This is a genomic window from Gemella parahaemolysans (assembly GCF_053758945.1).
Genome location: NZ_JBSMTP010000004.1, coordinates 35,966 through 54,403, shown reverse-complemented (window position 1 = coordinate 54,403; position 18,438 = coordinate 35,966). Strand labels below are relative to the sequence as shown.

At 29.4% G+C, this 18,438-nt stretch carries 21 protein-coding genes; 16 read left to right on the top strand and 5 right to left on the bottom strand.

The features are described 5' to 3' along the window. Window positions 1–31: 31 nt before the first annotated feature. Genes ACWOBP_RS04035 through ACWOBP_RS04020 form a run of 4 tightly spaced genes read right to left on the bottom strand, consistent with a single transcriptional unit; the run spans window position 32 to window position 2,768 of the window. The gene (locus ACWOBP_RS04035) at window positions 32–751 is read right to left on the bottom strand and encodes an ABC transporter ATP-binding protein (RefSeq protein WP_455337567.1); all 720 of its coding nucleotides are present in this window, start codon (window positions 749–751) and stop codon (window positions 32–34) included. Further along, window positions 751–1,746 (bottom strand): ABC transporter substrate-binding protein, encoded by a 996-nt coding sequence (locus tag ACWOBP_RS04030; RefSeq protein ID WP_455337566.1) that lies wholly within the window; start codon window positions 1,744–1,746, stop codon window positions 751–753. Before ACWOBP_RS04030 ends, ACWOBP_RS04035 begins: the two co-directional genes overlap by 1 nt. Beyond that, window positions 1,727–2,512: an ABC transporter permease gene (locus ACWOBP_RS04025; protein WP_455337565.1), complete on the bottom strand. Its 786-nt coding sequence runs from the start codon at window positions 2,510–2,512 to the stop codon at window positions 1,727–1,729. Before ACWOBP_RS04025 ends, ACWOBP_RS04030 begins: the two co-directional genes overlap by 20 nt. Beyond that, window positions 2,484–2,768 (bottom strand): thiamine-binding protein, encoded by a 285-nt coding sequence (locus ACWOBP_RS04020; protein WP_455337564.1) that lies wholly within the window; start codon window positions 2,766–2,768, stop codon window positions 2,484–2,486. The genes ACWOBP_RS04025 and ACWOBP_RS04020 overlap by 29 nt, the downstream gene beginning before the upstream one ends. Before the next feature lie 295 nt (window positions 2,769–3,063). Between ACWOBP_RS04020 and lepB the strand changes: the two genes are divergently transcribed. The 6 genes from lepB (at window position 3,064) to ACWOBP_RS03990 (ending at window position 9,263) form a co-directional block, all read left to right on the top strand. Continuing rightward, window positions 3,064–3,615 carry a signal peptidase I gene (gene lepB, locus ACWOBP_RS04015; protein WP_455337563.1) on the top strand — a complete coding sequence of 184 codons (552 nt, stop codon included), beginning with the start codon at window positions 3,064–3,066 and terminating at the stop codon, window positions 3,613–3,615. A gap of 162 nt (window positions 3,616–3,777) precedes the next feature. Then, complete coding sequence (locus ACWOBP_RS04010) at window positions 3,778–5,379, top strand: CTP synthase (RefSeq protein WP_455337562.1); 1,602 nt, start codon at window positions 3,778–3,780, stop codon at window positions 5,377–5,379. A gap of 18 nt (window positions 5,380–5,397) precedes the next feature. Continuing rightward, window positions 5,398–6,057 carry a DNA alkylation repair protein gene (locus ACWOBP_RS04005; RefSeq protein WP_455337561.1) on the top strand — a complete coding sequence of 220 codons (660 nt, stop codon included), beginning with the start codon at window positions 5,398–5,400 and terminating at the stop codon, window positions 6,055–6,057. Window positions 6,058–6,376: 319 nt separating this feature from the next. Beyond that, the gene (phnD, locus tag ACWOBP_RS04000) at window positions 6,377–7,276 is read left to right on the top strand and encodes a phosphate/phosphite/phosphonate ABC transporter substrate-binding protein (protein WP_455337560.1); all 900 of its coding nucleotides are present in this window, start codon (window positions 6,377–6,379) and stop codon (window positions 7,274–7,276) included. Between the two features lie 3 nt (window positions 7,277–7,279). Continuing rightward, on the top strand, window positions 7,280–8,665 hold the full coding sequence (locus ACWOBP_RS03995) for a sensor histidine kinase (protein ID WP_455337559.1): 1,386 nt from the start codon (window positions 7,280–7,282) through the stop codon (window positions 8,663–8,665). After that, entirely contained in the window at window positions 8,646–9,263 is a 618-nt protein-coding gene (locus ACWOBP_RS03990; protein WP_455337558.1) for a response regulator, read from the top strand. Before ACWOBP_RS03995 ends, ACWOBP_RS03990 begins: the two co-directional genes overlap by 20 nt. Window positions 9,264–9,396: 133 nt before the next feature. On the opposite strand, the gene pgtP is transcribed toward ACWOBP_RS03990, so the two are convergent. Beyond that, on the bottom strand, window positions 9,397–10,734 hold the full coding sequence (gene pgtP, locus ACWOBP_RS03985) for a phosphoglycerate transporter protein PgtP (protein ID WP_455337557.1): 1,338 nt from the start codon (window positions 10,732–10,734) through the stop codon (window positions 9,397–9,399). 326 nt (window positions 10,735–11,060) lie between these two features. Here pgtP and ACWOBP_RS03980 point away from each other — a divergent pair, with 326 nt between their 5' ends. The 10 genes from ACWOBP_RS03980 (at window position 11,061) to folK (ending at window position 18,430) form a co-directional block, all read left to right on the top strand. Next, on the top strand, window positions 11,061–11,474 hold the full coding sequence (locus ACWOBP_RS03980) for a MarR family winged helix-turn-helix transcriptional regulator (protein WP_455337556.1): 414 nt from the start codon (window positions 11,061–11,063) through the stop codon (window positions 11,472–11,474). 14 nt (window positions 11,475–11,488) lie between these two features. Beyond that, window positions 11,489–11,848, top strand: coding sequence for a DUF1304 domain-containing protein (locus tag ACWOBP_RS03975; RefSeq protein ID WP_455337555.1), 360 nt, complete (start codon window positions 11,489–11,491; stop codon window positions 11,846–11,848). Between the two features lie 12 nt (window positions 11,849–11,860). Continuing rightward, the gene (locus ACWOBP_RS03970) at window positions 11,861–12,505 is read left to right on the top strand and encodes an NAD(P)H-binding protein (protein ID WP_455337554.1); all 645 of its coding nucleotides are present in this window, start codon (window positions 11,861–11,863) and stop codon (window positions 12,503–12,505) included. A gap of 270 nt (window positions 12,506–12,775) precedes the next feature. Beyond that, on the top strand, window positions 12,776–13,060 hold the full coding sequence (locus ACWOBP_RS03965; RefSeq protein WP_455337553.1) for a DUF1637 domain-containing protein: 285 nt from the start codon (window positions 12,776–12,778) through the stop codon (window positions 13,058–13,060). Window positions 13,061–13,166: 106 nt separating this feature from the next. Beyond that, window positions 13,167–13,535: a single-stranded DNA-binding protein gene (locus ACWOBP_RS03960; protein WP_455337552.1), complete on the top strand. Its 369-nt coding sequence runs from the start codon at window positions 13,167–13,169 to the stop codon at window positions 13,533–13,535. A 145-nt stretch (window positions 13,536–13,680) separates the two neighbouring features. Beyond that, a complete protein-coding gene (locus tag ACWOBP_RS03955; protein ID WP_455337551.1) occupies window positions 13,681–13,947 on the top strand; it encodes a DUF2087 domain-containing protein in 267 nt (88 codons plus the stop codon). Then, a complete protein-coding gene (locus ACWOBP_RS03950) occupies window positions 13,940–15,124 on the top strand; it encodes an MFS transporter (protein WP_455337550.1) in 1,185 nt (394 codons plus the stop codon). The genes ACWOBP_RS03955 and ACWOBP_RS03950 overlap by 8 nt, the downstream gene beginning before the upstream one ends. A gap of 143 nt (window positions 15,125–15,267) precedes the next feature. After that, window positions 15,268–17,394, top strand: a complete 2,127-nt coding sequence (locus ACWOBP_RS03945) for an endonuclease/exonuclease/phosphatase family protein (protein WP_455337549.1) — start codon at window positions 15,268–15,270, stop codon at window positions 17,392–17,394. A 182-nt stretch (window positions 17,395–17,576) separates the two neighbouring features. Further along, entirely contained in the window at window positions 17,577–17,957 is a 381-nt protein-coding gene (gene folB, locus ACWOBP_RS03940) for a dihydroneopterin aldolase (RefSeq protein WP_455337548.1), read from the top strand. Next, the gene (folK, locus tag ACWOBP_RS03935; RefSeq protein ID WP_455337547.1) at window positions 17,957–18,430 is read left to right on the top strand and encodes a 2-amino-4-hydroxy-6-hydroxymethyldihydropteridine diphosphokinase; all 474 of its coding nucleotides are present in this window, start codon (window positions 17,957–17,959) and stop codon (window positions 18,428–18,430) included. Before folB ends, folK begins: the two co-directional genes overlap by 1 nt. The last annotated feature ends 8 nt before the right edge of the window (window positions 18,431–18,438 follow it).

The following is an 18,438-nucleotide window of genomic DNA, read 5'->3' as shown; positions in this document are numbered from 1 at the left end:
CTAGTGTGAAAGTTCACGCTAGGGTGTATTATTATAATCCAAGTATATTTAGTATCTCTTTTTTATATTTAAGTTTTTGTTCATCTTGATTTTGTTCATCAAGATTTATTTTTATTTCAGACACAATTTCACCAGGTTTATTTTTAATGATATAAATTCTGTCACTTAGGTCAATAGCCTCGTCTATATCGTGGGTGATTAGTAGAGTAGTTATATCAAGTTTATTCTTGATTTCAAGGTACCAAGAATGTAGTGATATTTTAGTTATAGCATCAAGTGCGCTAAATGGTTCGTCTAGTAAGAATAGTTCTTCTTTGAACATATATGTACGTAAAAGTGCTACTCTTTGACGCATTCCTCCACTTAATTCACTAGGATATTTATCTTTATATTCGTAAAGGTTAAATAATTTCAGGTTTCTAATTGCTTCTTCTTCTGCTTCTTTTTTATTAATTTTTCTTATTAAAAGAGGAAGTATAATGTTTTGAATAATAGTCTTATGTTCCAATAATAAGTCTTTTTGAAGCATGTAACTTACACGACCTTTATAGTCTGTGTTACCTTTTATAGAGATTTCTCCACTTTGAAGAGGATTTATACCTGCGATAATATTGAAAAGTGTGGTTTTACCAACACCACTACCACCAAGTATAGATACGACTTCACCTTTATCGACATGAATGTTTATATCTTTTAGTATTTTATTGTTTGGATAATTGAAAGATAAGTTTTTTATTGATAGTATATTCATTATTTTATATAGTCATTGCTGAATCCAGTGTTTTCTGCAAGAGGTTGTTTTGTAATTTTGTTTTCGTTAACCCAACGGTAGAATGTATTCCATCTGTTAGCATCGAATTCACCCCAGTGATCTTTGTTTGATGCATATTGTTTAGATAGATATTTTTGAGATTCAAGGATGAAATCTTTTTTATCTTTTAATTCTGGAGCATTTTTGATTAAAATCTCTGCAGCTTCTTCAGGATGTTCTATAGCGTAGACATATCCTTTCTTAATAGCTCTAAGAACTTTTTTAGCCTCTTCTTTATTTTCTTTTAAGTAATCGTTATTAGCAATAATTACTGGAGAATAGTAGTCTAAATCTTTATTGAAATCTTTCAGATAGAAGTAGTTAATATCTAATTTCATGCTTTCAGCTAATTTACCATCCCATGCATAGTAAATCCAAGCAGCATCGAAAAGACCATTTTCTAGTGGAGTAACAGAGTTTGTATCTGTATTCGGAGCTAGATTTAATTTGTTAGCATCTCCACCTTGCTTTTGGATTAATGATTTAACCATTGCTAATTCTACTGGATCATTCCAAGTTCCATACTTTTTACCTTCAAGGTCTTTTGGTTCTTTGATATTGTTTTTCTTAAGTGAAATGATACCAGAAGTGTTGTGTTCGATAATTGCAGCTACGGCAGTGATTCCTGCACCTTTAGAAAGTTTGTTAGCCATTGAGTCTTGGTAGTAAATACCAAAAGGTGCTTTATTATTAATAATTAAGTCAGAAGTACTGTCTTCAGGTGCTGGCTTAATGTCAAGGTCAATACCTTCTTCAGCGAAGTATCCTTTTTCTTTAGCTACATATAAACCAGTGTGGTTTGTGTTAATCGCCCAGTCAAGTACGAAATCCACTTTTTTAAGTTCTTTTTTTTCTGCATTTTTATTAACTGTACTACATGCAGTTAATGAAATTGCTAAGATAAAAGCAAAAATGCTAGTTAATATCTTTTTCATGATTTTCTCCTATGTATTTCCATTTAATAAATTTTTTCTCACTTAGTTTAACAAGTTCGATACTTAATAAACTGATAACAGATACTAGTATTATGATTGCGAACATAGTATCGTATTCAAATAATTTTTTCGCTTTAATCATATAAACTCCAAGTCCTTCAAATCCACCTAACCATTCAGCAACCACTGCTGCTATAAAGGCATAAGATACACTCACTCTAAGTCCGGCATAAAAGTAGCTAAGACTAGTTGGAATTTTTACGTGCCAAAGTATTTGTAATTTACTGGCATTCATTAGTTGTAATAAAGTAATCATATCTTTATCACAGTTTCTAAATCCATCTAGTATACTTACAACTATTGGGAAAGTTGTTGTTATAACAATTAATACAATTTTTGGTGTAAGTCCATATCCTAACCATAAAACAAGAATAGGTGCAATTGCAATAGTTGGTATAGTTTGAGTTAATACAAGAAGGGGATAGATAGCCTTGTTAAATATAGGAATACTATCCATAATTAAAGCAAGAAGCCATGCTATGACTATCCCTAGGAATAGACCTATTACAGCCTCGAGTAGGGTGATTTTGCTGTGAAATATTAATAGTTCGTAATTTTTTATACATGCTTTTACTATTTCAACAGGTGTAGGTATGATGTATTTTGGAAGTAGTCCGAGATTACCAGCTCCTTGCCAAATAATCACTAGGAACAACATTGAAATAGTTGCTGCATATTTATTGATTAAATTTGTCAATTTTTTCATTTATAGTTAAAACTTCTCCATAATTAATTTTCACATTTGCAAAAATATTTTTACTATCCTCACCCGCTAGGATAAGACATTCTTTAAGAGTATCCATAAGCTCATTGAATTCACCTTCAAATACAGTTTCGAATGGAGTAACGGTTACATTTGAATGCTTATTTTGTAGAAAATAGATAACTTTATCTATGATTTTTAATCTTCCATCATGATTATCAAGCGGAAGAATTTGTAATGCAATACTGCAATTTATCAAAATAAAAAACCTCCTTACAATATAAGGGGGGTCTAAGTTTGTCTTTAAGCTAAGTGTACCTACGCTGGCATTATCCAGATCAGGTTCGGTCGAAATATTAATATTTCCTCTCAGACTGTTCACAGACTCCCGTATAGATAATTATAGCATATAGATAAAAAAATACAATAATAGTGCTTACAAAATAATATTCTATATTTTGATATTATTAATATAAGGGAATTATTTTTGATTTTTATATTAATATATGATAGAATAATTTATCATATATTAAAAATTAAAGAGGGATATACTAGTGAAAATTTTAAGAGAAATTATTGAATGGGTAGTAGTTGTAGTAGTTTCTATTGCTATTTACCTTCTTATAAGCACATACCTTATTGCACCTTTTACAGTAAAAGGACATTCGATGGATTATACATTTGCTGACAACGACAAGGTTTTTGTTAATAAATTCAGTAAAAATTATGAGCGTGGAGACGAGGTTGTCTTCCATGCAAATGAAACTGATGATTATATTAAACGTATAATCGGAGTTCCTGGAGATACTATTGAATACAGAAATGATGTATTATATGTGAATGGACAAAAAGTTGACGAACCGTACTTAGCTCAAAAAATAAAAGAAGCTAATGCTTCTGGAACTGCACCATTTACACCAGACTTCAATATTGAATTTTTAAGTAGTACAAAATCTAAAACTGTGCCAGAAGGGACATACTTTGTATTAGGAGATAACAGACAACACAGTACAGATAGCCGTGTATTTGGATTTGTTAAGAAAGAAGCAATGATAGGGAAAGTAACCTTAAGATACTATCCATTCAGTTCATTCAAATTCTTTTAATAAATACTAAAAGAAAAATTTAATATATCGAATTATTTTAGTTGCTAAAAATTTAGCGTTATGCTAGAATAATATACGGGCACTCTTAAAGAGTGATTTAAGAAACCACCCCCTGCGAAGTTTTCGTAGGGGGTTTATTATTTTTAATAGAAGGAGAACACAATGACAAAGTATATTTTTGTAACAGGTGGAGTAGTATCATCATTAGGAAAAGGTATTGTAGCGGCATCAGTAGGTCGTGTATTAAAAAATAGAGGATTAAAAGTAACATTACAAAAATTTGATCCATATTTAAATGTTGACCCTGGAACAATGAGTCCATATCAACACGGAGAAGTTTTCGTTACAGAAGATGGGGCGGAGACTGACTTAGACTTAGGTCACTATGAAAGATTTATCGATGTTAACTTAGGACAGTATTCTAACGTAACTGCAGGACGTGTTTATTCTTCAATTATCGAAAAAGAACGTCGTGGAGATTATTTAGGAGGAACAGTTCAAGTAATTCCTCACGTAACAAATGAAATTAAATCACGAGTATTACTAGCAGGAGAATCAAGTGACGCTGATGTAGTTATTACAGAAATCGGTGGAACAACAGGAGATATTGAATCTTTACCATTCTTAGAAGCAATCCGTCAAATCCGTAGTGATTTAGGCCGTGAAAATGTATGCTTTATTCACTGCACATTATTACCGTACATTAAAGCTGCAGGAGAAATGAAAACTAAGCCAACACAACAATCTGTTAAAGAATTACGTGGTTTAGGTATTCAACCAGATATTATTGTAGTAAGAAATGAACTTGCTCTAAACGATGAGCTACGTGCTAAGATTTCATTATTCTGTGACATTCCAAAACAAAATGTTATTGAAAGTCGTGATGTAAGTAACTTATATCAATTACCAGTAAATCTAAAAGCTCAAAAAATTGATGATATCGTGTTAAATCATTTTGGTTTAACTGCACCAGAAGCGGATATGACTGAATGGTTATCATTAGTGGATAGAGTGGATAACTTAAAAGAGAATGTAAGAATCGCATTAGTAGGTAAATATGTAGAACTTCATGATGCATATATCTCAGTTGTAGAATCTCTAAAACATGCTGGATACAAACATAATGCAAAAGTGAAAATCGATTGGATTCAATCTGAAGATATTACAGAAGAAAATGTTCATGAGTATCTTAAAGATGCAGATGGAATCCTTGTACCAGGTGGATTTGGTGATCGTGGAGTTGAAGGTAAAATTACTACTATTAAATACGCACGTGAAAATAAAGTACCATTCTTCGGTATTTGTTTAGGTATGCAACTTGCTGCTGTTGAGTTTGCACGTAACGTATGTGGTTTAACTGGAGCACACTCATCAGAATTAGATCCAAATACGCCATACCCAATTATTAACTTATTAGCGGATCAAGAAAATGTTGTAGAAATGGGAGGAACTTTACGTTTAGGAAGTTACCCATGTACATTAACAGAAGGATCTGTAGCTCACAAAGAATATGGAGAAATCAATATTACTGAGCGTCACCGTCACAGATATGAATTCAATAACTTCTATCGTGATCGTTTAACTCAAAAAGGAATGGTATTATCAGGAGTTAGTCCAGATGGTAAGTTAGTTGAAATCGTGGAAATTCCTGAACACCCATGGTTTGTAGCTGGTCAATTCCACCCAGAATTTAAATCACGTCCGGAAAAAGCACACCCATTATTTGCTGGATTCATTAAAGCAAGTTTAGAAAATAACAGATAAGAATTTTTATTATAAATTATGAAATTATCAGATTTAATAACTGACTTCGAAAAAAATAGTAATGAACTTTTAGCTGAATCAATGGAAAAGTATATGCAAGATAAATTTAGATTTTTAGGTATACGTGGTGGAACTAGAACGGAAATTTATAAAAAATATTTTCCAGATGCTAGAAAGACTAAAACCATTGATTGGGATTTTGTTGAGCGTTGTTGGAATAAAGAAGAAAGAGAATTTCAATATGCGGTTGTCTATTATCTGAAAGCAATACAAAGATTTTTAAAACGTGAAGATATTTCAAGATTAAAATATCTAATAGTTACAAAATCTTGGTGGGATACTGTTGATTTACTTGCTAAGGTTGTGGGAAGCTTAGTTATTCGTATTGAAGGTTATGATCAAATAATGCTTGAGTGGAGTAAGGATAGTAATATTTGGTTAAGACGAGTAGCTATTTTATACCAATTGTCACTTAAAGATAAAGTAGATGAACAAATTTTAGATAATATTTTAGTAAACAACCTAGGTAATAGTGAATTTTTCATTAATAAAGCTATTGGTTGGGCACTTCGAGATTATTCTAAATTTAATCCAGAGTGGGTTAGAGAATTTATTAAAGAAAATAAAGCTAATATGACTAATCTTAGTATAAGAGAGGCTAGCAAGTATCTAAACTAAAAGAAGGAGTGAGATTTAATCACTCCTTTTTTATTTAGTATTAATAGAAATAACAATATAAGACAGTATTTAGAATTAAAAATGCAATATTTAATTCTGGTATTTTAACAATAACATAAGTATACTATAGTTGTTGAATTTTTAAGAAGATAGCTACTAATTGAAAGTTAGTAATTTTTTCTTTTTTCATTGTTAATAAAGTGTTATACTATTAATAAAAGATAAATAGTATTAATTCTATTTGTTAAATAATTTTTAAAATATTAATATAGTAATTATATTTTATTGGAAAAAGATATTTAGAAGGTTGGATAATAAAATGAAGAAAATAGTTACAAGTTTTCTTGTAGTAATCCTTTCTATAGTGCTATTAATAATATTACCTTTTGTCTTTAAAAACAAACAAGAAGAGTATATAGATTTCTCAGAAGTTACTGAAACTGTTGATAATAGTACAAAGGATGATGAAACTTTAAGAATTGGTTTAATTTCAGTAACTGGGGATAATAAGAGTTATATTTTAGAAAAAGAGTTGGCTAATTATATTGGTGAGAAGTTGAATAAAAAAGTGAAATTAATACAGAAAAAAAGCTATAGAGATATTAACGTATTACTTAAAAATAATAAGATAGATGTTGCATTTTTATCGACAGGAGCATATTCATTGTATGAAGATAAGGATTCATTAGAATTGTTAGCTAGGCCTAATAGGGGGAAAACATATTATCATCCTATAGTTATTACTAAAAAAGATTCAAATATAAATAATATAGAAGATTTAAAAAATCAGAGTTTTGCATTTGTAGATACATACAGTTATTCTGGGTATTTGGCGATGAATGATTATTTTAAAAAAAATGGAATGTCGGTGAATAAGTTTTTTAGTAATAGTTATTTTACACATAGTCACGAGGAATCAATAAATCAAGTGGCTAATGGAACAGTGAAAGCAGCAATAGTTGACGATTGGGCATTACAGTATTTGTATAACAATTTCCCTGATACAGCTTTTAATATTAAAATTATAAAGACATTTCCTGAGGTTGCAACAGGGCCAGTAGTAACACATAAAAATTATGAAGAAAAAGATAAACTTAAACAAATATTAATATCAATAAATCAAGATGCTAATATAAAAAATACATTGTCACAGCTACAAATTGAAAAATATGAAGAAACAAAGGCTAGTGATTATCCAAATTTAATAAGTGAGGATTAGCATATGGCGAAGTTAAAGATAAAAAATAAGATTATTATATTTTTCATTGTAATTTATACGATATACTTAAGTGTAATTTTAGCGTATACTTATGTTAATAATAAAAATATATTGGAAAGTGCTCTAAAAGATAGAATTACGCAGACTTACTATCAACTTTCAGGTAATATTTCAGAAAATATAAAAACAGAAAACACGTATGAGATACATCAGAAGATACATAGTGCTTCATTAAATAGTGAAGTAGCTTATATTATAGTTTATGATAATGAGAAAAATATTCTAGGTAAAACATTAAAAGAAGTCCCTCAAAAAATTGTAACATTCAGTGATGAACAGTTAAATAATTTTAAAAAATATAGAAGTTCAAAAGGTGAGTTATTAGAATATATTTCATCTATAGATGATGTTAATATTGGTTATATAAGAATTGGTTTTTATACAAAAGATATTTATATGAAAACATATAGTCAATTTTTAAGAATATTAATTCTAAATATGATAGTATTTGTTATGTTATTAGTTATTGCGTATTATGTTTCTAAACTAATTGAAAAACCCGTTCAAGATTTAACTTTAGTAACAGATGAAATTATACGTGAGGGTGACTATAGGACTAAAATTGAAAAAGACAATTATAGTAGGGATTTTCATGTTCTTGTTAGTTCTATAAATGAAATGGTTGAAAATAATAAAAAGAACAAGAAATTAAATAATTATCTATTGAATAAAATATTTAGAATTCAAGAAGAAGAGAAAAAAATGCTCTCAAGGGAACTTCATGATGAAGTAAGCCAATCTCTAGCTAGTTTATTATTTCTTATAAGTAACTTAGTAGAAAAAGAAAGTGATAAAAAGAAAAAAGACAGGTTGATATTGATTCAGTCTGAAATAGAAAATAGCTTAAGTAATATTAGAAATATTGCTGTTAATTTAAGACCACCTAGTGCGGAATTAAGTTTAAGTGAAGTAATTACGAAATATGTTGAGGATTATAAAAATTTATATGGGATAGATGTCAATTTCTATTCTAACTATGAAGGTGGTAAAAATAATAACTTTGATATTACGTTATATCGTATTGTACAAGAATCACTATCAAATATAAAACGACATTCTGGTGCTACAGAAGTACAAATTAAATTATATGAAAATACAGATTATATAATTTTAACTATTGCAGATAATGGAATAGGATTGACTAAAGAACGTGTGGAATTAGCAAAAAAACAAGGACGTTTAGGAATATATGGGATACAGGAAAGAATTTTTGATTTTTCTGGTGAATTTAAATTATTAAAAAATAACAAGTATGCAACTATACTTATGTGTAAATTTAAAACAGAAATGATAATAGAGGAGAAAAATGATGAAAATATTATTGATTGATGATCACAAATTGATAAAAATTGGTATAAAAGTTCTTCTAGAAGATAACATGGAATTTAGTGGTATTGATGATTGTTCAAGCAAAAAAGAATTTTTAGAAAAGATTAATAATAATATTTATGATTTGTTTATATGTGATATATCATTACCAGATGGAAGTGGATATGATATATTAGAAGTTATAAAAGAAAAGAAAATAAATACAAAAGTAATTATTTTAAGTATGCATGAAGATAAATCTTATATAAAAAAAGCATTTAAATTAGGGGCTTCTGGTTATGTAACAAAGAGTACAGCTCATGAAGAAATACTTCAAGCTATTGATAAAGTTATGTTAAAAGATGAAATATATCTAAATGATAAATATACTACGATTTTCTATGAATTATTCAAAGAGGATAAAGAAATCGAACTTAGCGAAAGAGAAAAAGAAGTAGGTAGATATATTGTAGAAGGTTATACACTCACAGATATTGGAGAAAAATTATTTCTAAGTGTTAAAACTGTGGATACGTATAAAAAACGTCTAATGGAAAAAACTAATACGAAAAAAAGAAGTGAGCTAGTAGAATATTTAAAATCTAACTTAATCTTATAGAGAATGTAATTTATACAGGACATAGAAGTATACTGGTCCTGTATTTTTATTTCTTTTGATACTAATCTTAATAAAAACATCTCTATCATTTAAGGAGGATTAATAATCTTAGTTGATAGAGATGTTTTTTATATTAGTTTTCTAATTGTTTAGATGTTTTCTTGAATAATGTTAATGCGATGAATACGAATGCTAATACACAAGAAATAATTAATGCGTAGAAACCTCCGTTCCATCCGAACACGTCAACAAGTTTACCCATTACATAACCAGCACTTGCTGATCCAAGTAGGTAACCGAATAGACCAGTAAGACCAGTAGCTGTACCTGTAGCAACACGAGGAACTAAGTCCGCTGCTTGAAGACCAATCATCATAACAGGTCCGTAGATTAAGAATCCGATAGCTACTAGACAGATGTTATCGATAAGTGGATTACCTGGAGGGTTTTTCCAGTAAATGAATACTGCAACAAGTACTCCTGTTAAGAATAATAACATTGGAGGAGCACGGTGTCCTTTGAACACTTTGTCACTTAAGTAACCACTAGCTAACATACCAAAGATACCAGCATATTCATATAAGAAGTAAGCCCAGCTTTGTTTGTCAACAGAGAAGTGTTTTACTTCTTTTAAGTATGTTGGAGCCCAGTCGATAATTCCGTAACGTACGAAGTATACGAATACGTTAGCAACTGCGATAGCCCATAGGAATTTATTGTTAATAATGTATTTAAAGAAGATATCTTTTGCTGATAATGTATGAGCAGATTCAACTTTTTCTACAATTTTTTCACCTTTCCATTCATCTACAGGTGGTAAACCTTCAGATTCTGGAGTATCTTTCATTAGGTAGAACATAATAATTGCTAAGATAATAGCAATAGTCGCTGGTAAGTAGAATAATGATTGCCAAGCACCAAAAACAGAAAGTCCTAAAAGTGCAAGAGGTCCGATTAATCCACCACCAAGGTTGTGAGAAACGTTCCACCAACTCCACCAAGCACCACGCTCAGAAGCTGAGAACCAGTTAGTCATTGTTTTAGCACCAGGTGGGTAACCCATACCTTGGAACCATCCGTTAAGTGCTGATAAGAAAATCATTAATGTTAATGAAGATAGCACTGCAGGAACAAGACCAAAAATTAAGCTGACAGCAGCAGAAGCAACTAAACCAATAGTAATAAAGTACTTAGGATTACTTCTGTCTGATACGTTACCCATGATGAATTTACTGAAACCATATGCTAATGATAGGGCAAGTGAAACTTTCCCTAAATCAGCTTTAGAGTAACCGTATTGGTCAATTAAATAAGGGATAGCAAGTGAGAAGTTTTTTCTAATTAGATAGTACGCTGCGTATCCAATGAATACCCCTGAGAATACTTGCCATCGAAGTTTTTTATATTCAGCATCTGTACGAGCACTGTCGATTCTCGGTTTAGGTGCTGAAGCTTTTAGAAATGAGAACATTTTAAATTCCTCCTTAACTTCAATTATATATAATATTAAATTAAAATAGTTTGATATGTAGAAAAACCTTTTTATTTAGAAGTTTTATCTGCAATAGTATAATTGTTAATTGCTTATTTACTTAAACTATTTAACTTATAAAATTATTATATAAGACTGGAAAGCGTTTGTAAATGGCATTGTATAAAGTTTTTGTCTTTTAGAAAATACCTTACACTTTTTGTAAGAAAAAACCCTACAAAAATAAAAAATTGACAAGTCAATTATAATATAGTAGGATTATTTATATCGGATAATTGACAAGTCAATTGATAAAGGAGGAAAATATGGACGTTAAAGAATTTGTAAAATTACTACATGAAATAAAATTATTAGAGAGGAAAGTTACAAATATTTTCGAGGGGAAATTGGGAATTAGTTTAACCAGATTCCAAATAATTAAATATTTGTATGAAGTAGAGGTCGCTACACCTAAGCAAATGGCACAAATATTAGAAATAGATGCAGCTGCTATAACAAGGCATTTGAAAAAATTGGAAGAGGGAGGATATGTAAGAAAAAGACGTAATGAAGATAATAATAGGGAAGTGTTAGTTGAAATTACACAATTTTCTATGAGTAAGATAAATCAGTGCGTCAAAGAAACTAATATTAGAACGTTAATTGATGAGGAGTTTACAGATGATGATTTTAAACAGTTGGAAATTCTTCTTAATAAATTTAATGATAATTTAAAATAAAAGAGGTATAAAGGATGAGTATAATAACAACAATTTTAACAGTATTAGTAGCATTATTATTTTTCTATATTATGTATTTAGAAACTTTTGCTACAGATTCTGATAGTACAAGTAGAGTATTTAATATAGAAAAAGAGGAATTACAAAGACCTAATCTGAATACATTATTTAAAAATCAAGGTGTATATAATGGATTAATTGGAGTTGGATTACTGTACGGAGCATTTTTATCAAGAAATCCTAAAGAAATTGTAGGAATGTTATTAATTTATATTATTCTTGTTGCAATTTACGGTGGTTTAACTAGTGATAAGAAGATAATTATAAAACAAGGTGGTTTACCAATATTGGCTTTAATTTCATTATTATTCTAAGGAGGAATTAAAATGGGGAATACTGTAGCAATAATAGGTGCAACGGGTGCTGTAGGTAAAGAAATTTTAAAAGAAATATTAGATGGTAATTTCTACGAGAAAATTTATATTCTTGGGAGAAACTCTATATCACGATTACCAGAAGATGGTAGATTAACTAAGATAGTTATAGACTTTGAAAATATGAGATTCGATACAAGTATTCTAGATGATGCAGATGTCTTTGCAGCTCTTGGAACAACAATAAAAATAGCAGGTTCAAAAGAAAATCAAAGGAAAATCGATGTTGATTATACCGTGAATTTCGCAAAACTTTGTGAAGAGAAAGTAAGAAGTTTTAATGTTGTCTCAGCTATAGGTGCAAATAGTAAGTCGAAAAACTTCTATAGTTCATTGAAAGGTGAACTAGAGGATAAGCTAAAAGAGATGAATCTTGGAACGCTTAGAATATTTCAACCATCACTTCTTATTACTAAACGCGATAATCAGAGATTTTTTGAGGAGTTATTGATGAGAATTTCTCCAATATTCCAAATTTTACTGAAAGGTAAAGCAAAAAAATATAGTCCGATTGAGGCTAGTCTATTTGGAAAAGAAATGGTCCGATTTGCACTAGAGTATAGGGGTACAGGGACATATACATATAATGATTTCTAAAAAGGTTAATATAAGAATTTATAGATACAATGATTTATTGATATATTAATTTGCTTTAAACTAGCTTTTGATATTTGATAAAGTTTGTAGGGAGTGGCTTAAAAAAATGATTTCTCAGAAATCATGATTTTTGAGTCGCTCCCTCTTAATTAATTAGAATTTTAAACGGATTTTATTTGTTTTATATAGTAAAAAGTTTTATAATAAAGATAAGAAAACGTTTTTAAAGGAATTATTTATGAGGATGAAATTAAAATAAGGAGAATTGATATGAGCGTTGGAACAATTTTTGAAGAAGCGGGATTGTTAAAAAAACACGATAGATTTAAATTAGTAAAAAAAGCAGGGAAACAAGGTGAACTAATAGCGAAACACAACCATCCAGAAGCTTTTGTAGTGTTTACTTGTGTTAAAGGAAAAATACAAGTGTTTTTAAATGATGAAGAAATTCATATTGTAGAACCGGGAAAAGTTCTTCATTTTGATGGGGATAATTACATTAATGCAGAGTTTTTAGAAGATGGGGAAGTATTTGTAACTTTAATTCATAAATAAGATTTTAAAATTATAATAAGGTATTTGATACATAAAATATATAAAATTAGAGTCTTCCAAATGTTTTTATAGCAATCTAAATTATTATTTTAAGGGAGGATACATAATGCTTAATCAAGTAATATTAATAGGAAGACTAGTTAAAAAGCCAGAATTAAAAGAAAGCGATAAGAAAGTTAGCTATATTAAAGCAACTTTAGCGGTCCAATCTGATTTTAAAAATAAAGATGGAAATTATGATACAGAATTTTTTGAGTTTACTACTTTTGGTAAAACTGCAGAAAATACAGCTAAATACTGTGAAAAAGGTAGTTTACTTAATATAGTAGGAAGCCTAAATAACAATATTTATACAGATAAAAATGGGGTAAAACACTATCAAATGTCTGTAATTGCTAATAAAGTTTCTTTTTTAAGCAAAGGAACGAAAAAAGAAGAAAAAGAGTCAGAAGACGTATTTGTCTTAGGTCAATAAAATTAAATACTAATTTAGATTGCATAAATCTCTAACATAGGTTAAACTGTGTTAGAGGTTTATTTTTTTGTTGTATTCTTTATTTTTTTTTCGTATAATAATGTATAAAAAAAATAAAATTTATTAATAGAAAGGAAGCGGCTTTATGGAAGAAATAAAAGCAAAATATTTTAAAGATGGAAAATTAACGACAATTCCCAAAAAAGAAAAGAATAAGCTCCCTGTTCTTCAGTTAGTTTTAGAGATGTTAAAGGAAAAATCATTAGAATTTACTGAAAAGGAATTAAATGAAGCAATAAAGGATATTTATCCAGATTATTCTCTAATTAGAAGATATCTTGTTGATTATAAGTTTTTAGAAAGAGATAATTATGGAAAAATGTATAAGATTGTAGGGGAAAAAGATGAATAATACAAAGTTTTATTATTTGTATAGTATTTTATTTACAATCGGACAATCTTTCTTTAATCCTATTTTATATATTTACTTGCTATCGAAAGATTTTTCTTTTGCCGAAGTCGGATTATATCTATCAATTTTTTGGTTAGCGTCTTTTATGACTGAACTTCCGTGTGGTGCAATCACCGATAATATAGGGGCAAAAAACAGTATATTATTAAGTATGATTTTTAAGGTTGTAGGTCTAGTCTTGTTACTTAGTAATAGTTTAATATTATTATACATATCTGCAATAATATCAGCTATTGCCGAGTCATTTCAATCGGGAACTTTAACAAGTTGGTTGGTTAATGTAAACAATAAAAATAATAAAGAAATAAATATAGAAAAGGTACTTTCTAGAAATTCGTTATATTCATTATTTTTCTCAGCAGTAATAGGATTTGTAAGTGCCAAGTACGTGTATGTTTATTATAAAAGTTTGTCGATAATATTGAGTATGTCAGTTTTTATTATTTCGTTTTTATTTACATATTTATTTATGAAAAAATTAGAACAGACACAAAAAATATCTATTGAGAAGTTAAAAGGTTCAATAGTTACGGTGAAAAATTCGTTAAAAGAAACACTTTATGTAAAAAGTAGTGTATTTCTTATATTACTGTTTGTTATTCCTTCTATTTTAGATCTTGGTCCATCAAACCAGTGGCAAGCTGTATTTGAAAAGTTAGACGCTGATATTATTGGGTATATTTGGGTTGGTATATCGGTTAGTGGAATGTTAGGAAGTGTTATATACGAGAAACTATCAGATAAATTATCGAAGCTAAGAATTTTATATTTATTTGTAGTAGTAAATATTGGAATGCTATTAATGTTTATTTTTATTCAAAATGTATATTCTAAGTTTGCACTATTTATGATGTACATTGTATTTTTCACTTTAATGGGCATACAGGTTAATGTATTTATGCATAAATATTTAGTAAAAAGTGATGAAAATAGGACTACTACAGTTTCTATATTTTATACTTTTGAATCTATCATTGTAGCAGTATTATTATCTGTAAATGGGGTACTGACTGATAAAGTAGGAATAGAAAATACTTGGTTAGTCTTTATAGGAATGGTAGGAGTAATAATTTTATCATTTATGTTTGTCAAACTGAAAAAGAGAAGAATTAAATAGTTTAATTATTGATTCTAAAAATCTTCAATATAGGAAAATCTATATTGAAGATTTTTTTTGTAAAGGTAAACAGTTAATATTGCTTATTAATTAAATTAATAGTAAAATAATTAGTATAAACTTATATACAAGGAGTTCATATTGTGAAAAAATACAAATTATCAATATTATTAGCAAGTGCAGTATTAGGAGGAGTAGGTGCTACTTACTTATCAGCTGAGGTGAATGAAGTCTCTGCGGCAGAAGTAAAAACAGAAGTAGTGACGCCTGCTACTACAGATAAAAATGAAGGTACACCGGCTAGAGCAACTGCGCCAGCAGCTCAAGTAACAGTACCTAAAGAAGTAAAAAATATAGGTGAAGTACAAGGAGAAAGCCATCAAAGTCCTTTAGTTGGAAAAGAAGTAGTAATCAACAATGTTGTTGTAACTAAGACTGATAAAACAGGATTCTATGTTCAAGATAAAGTATCAGATAACAATCCAAGAACATCTGATGCAATTTATGTTGCCTCAACAGATCCAAAGAATAAAGTAGAATCAGGGGACTTACTAAAAGTTCAAGGAACTGTTAAAGAGGGGTATATGGAAGAGTACTCTGTAAAACCAGGTCAAACTTTTAAAAAACCAGCAGGAAGTTTAACAGTTACTCAAATCATTAACGCAACTATAACAAAATTAGGTAAAGCAGAATTACCAAAAGCTTTAAATATTTCAGAAAAAATGCCTAAAGATGTGGTGGATAATACGCCAACAAAATATAATCCAGAAACTGAAGCATTAGACTATTGGGAAAGTCTAGAGGGGATGCTTGTTGAAGTAACTAAACCAAAAGTTACTGGTCCACAATATAAAGGTGATATTTATGTATTACCAGGAGATTACAAAGGTCAAAAACTTAATAACATTGGTGGGGTGAATCTTCGCCCAGGTGTTCAAAATACAGAAGTATTACCAGTAACTGTAGGAAATAAATTTGTAGCAAAAGCAAAAGATTACTTTAATGACAATATCATAGGAGTAGTTACTTATAAAAATAAAACATATAAAATCGACCCATCTAGTGTACCAGCAATTCAAGATGGTGGTTTAAAACGTGAAGTATCAAAAATTTATCCTTCAGAAGATAAATTAACTATTGCTTCATATAACATTGAAAACTTTTCAGCAAATAGCAGTGGTCATGATGAAACACCAGAGGAAAAAGTTGATAAGATTGCTAATTCATTTATTAAGGAAGTTCACAGTCCTGACATTATTACTCTAATCGAAGTTCAAGATAACAATGGTGGAGTTAATGATGGAACTGTTGATGGAGTTAAGAGTGGGGAGAAATTAGCTCAAAGAATTAAGAGTCTTGGTGGACCAGATTATAAATACACTGAAATAGCTCCAGTTGATGGAAAAGATGGTGGGAAGCCAGGTGCTAACATTAGGGTAGCTTACTTATACAATCCTAAGAGAGTAACTCTAATTGGTAAAGAAAAAGGTGGAAGTGAAGAAGCAGCACGTTTTGTAAATGGACACCTTGAGAAAAACCCAGCTAGAGTTGATCCAACAAGTGTTCACTTTGAAAAAGTAAGAAAATCATTAGCTGCTGAATTTGAATTTAAAGGTGAGAGAATAGTAGTAATTGCTAACCACTTAAAATCAAAATTAGGAGATGATGCAATCTACGGTTCTAATCAACCATCAGTAGAAAATACAAAAGCAAAACGTATTGAAGAAGCTAAAATTCTTAATGCCTTCATTAAAGAAGGATTACGTCAAAATCCTAACTTAAAATTTGTTCTTACTGGAGACTTCAATGATTTTGAATTCTCAGATAGTGTAAAAACAATCGTAGGAAATGAACTTGTTAACTTAATGGCTGAACATGAACAAGGAGACAGATACTCATACTTCTACCGTGGAAGCAATCAAAGTTTAGATAATATTTTAATTTCTAAAAATATCAAGGATAAAGTAGTATTTTCTCCGGTACATATCAATGCTTCATTTATGGAAGAGCACGGACGTGCTTCTGACCACGACCCTGTAGTTGTTCAAATCGACTTTAGTAAATCAACAACTCCTGAAGTACCAGAATTAAAACCTGTTCCGGAAGATAAGCCAAGTAGAGAGAATGAAAGAGACAATACTCCATCAAAAGAATCTATTTCATCAAAAAATGTACTACCAAAAACAGGATTGGATTCATCTAATTCATTAGTTTTTGCTGGAATTAGTGCAATGATGGCATTCTTCCTAGGAAGAAAAAAACGTAACTAATTATTATTGAATAATTTGTAGAGAGATGACTCAAGAAAATTGATTTAAATAAATCATTACTCTTGGGTCATTTTTATTTTTTTATGAAAAATAAGTTAAAGTAAGTATAATCATTAGAGAAAAAAGTCGAAATATGATAAAATTTTATAGTTAAGCAAAATAATGATTGAGAGGTATTAATCATGAGAACAGTGTTATTTATTGATAATCTTGAAGTATTTGCTAATCATGGATTATTCGAAGAAGAGAATAAATTAGGTCAGAAGTTTATTTTTGACATAGAATGTGAGCTTAATTATAAGAAAGCTATGTTCAGTGATGAAATGACAGATAGTATTAGTTATGCAGATATTACAGAAGTTGTTGTGAAGACTGCTACGACTAATACATTTAATTTGCTAGAGAGATTAGCTGGAGAAATTTTAAAAAATATTTTTGACGAATTTTCACAAGTTGAAAATATAAAATTAAAAATTAATAAACCAGGAGCACCGATAAAATATCATTTTAAAAAATGTGGTGTGGTAATAGAAGTATCGCGTGAGGAGTTTGGTAACTTATAATGATTATACTAGCGTTGGGAACTAATATAGAGCCAAGAGAACAGTATTTAAAAGATGCTTTAACAAAAATAGAAGAAAATAATCTTAAGATTATTTTGAAAAGTAGGATCTATGAAACTCCAGCATGGGGTGGAATAGCTGATCAAAACTTTTTAAATATGTGCATAGAAGTAGAAACTTTACTGGGCGCATATGAACTGCTAGATACGATTCAAAAAATAGAACTTGAATTAGGTCGAGTTCGTAAAGAACACTGGGGAAATAGAACGATTGATATCGATATAATTACATATAATGATTTATTCTTTAATGATGAAAGATTAATTGTTCCACATAAATATATTCATGATAGAAACTTTGTTTTAGCTCCTTTAGTAGAAATGTATGGCAGTATAGAGATAGCCAGAAAAAACATAAAAGAATCATTAGAAAAAATAACAGAACCTATAAGTGTATATAAAGAAAAATTGTAAAAAGAAAG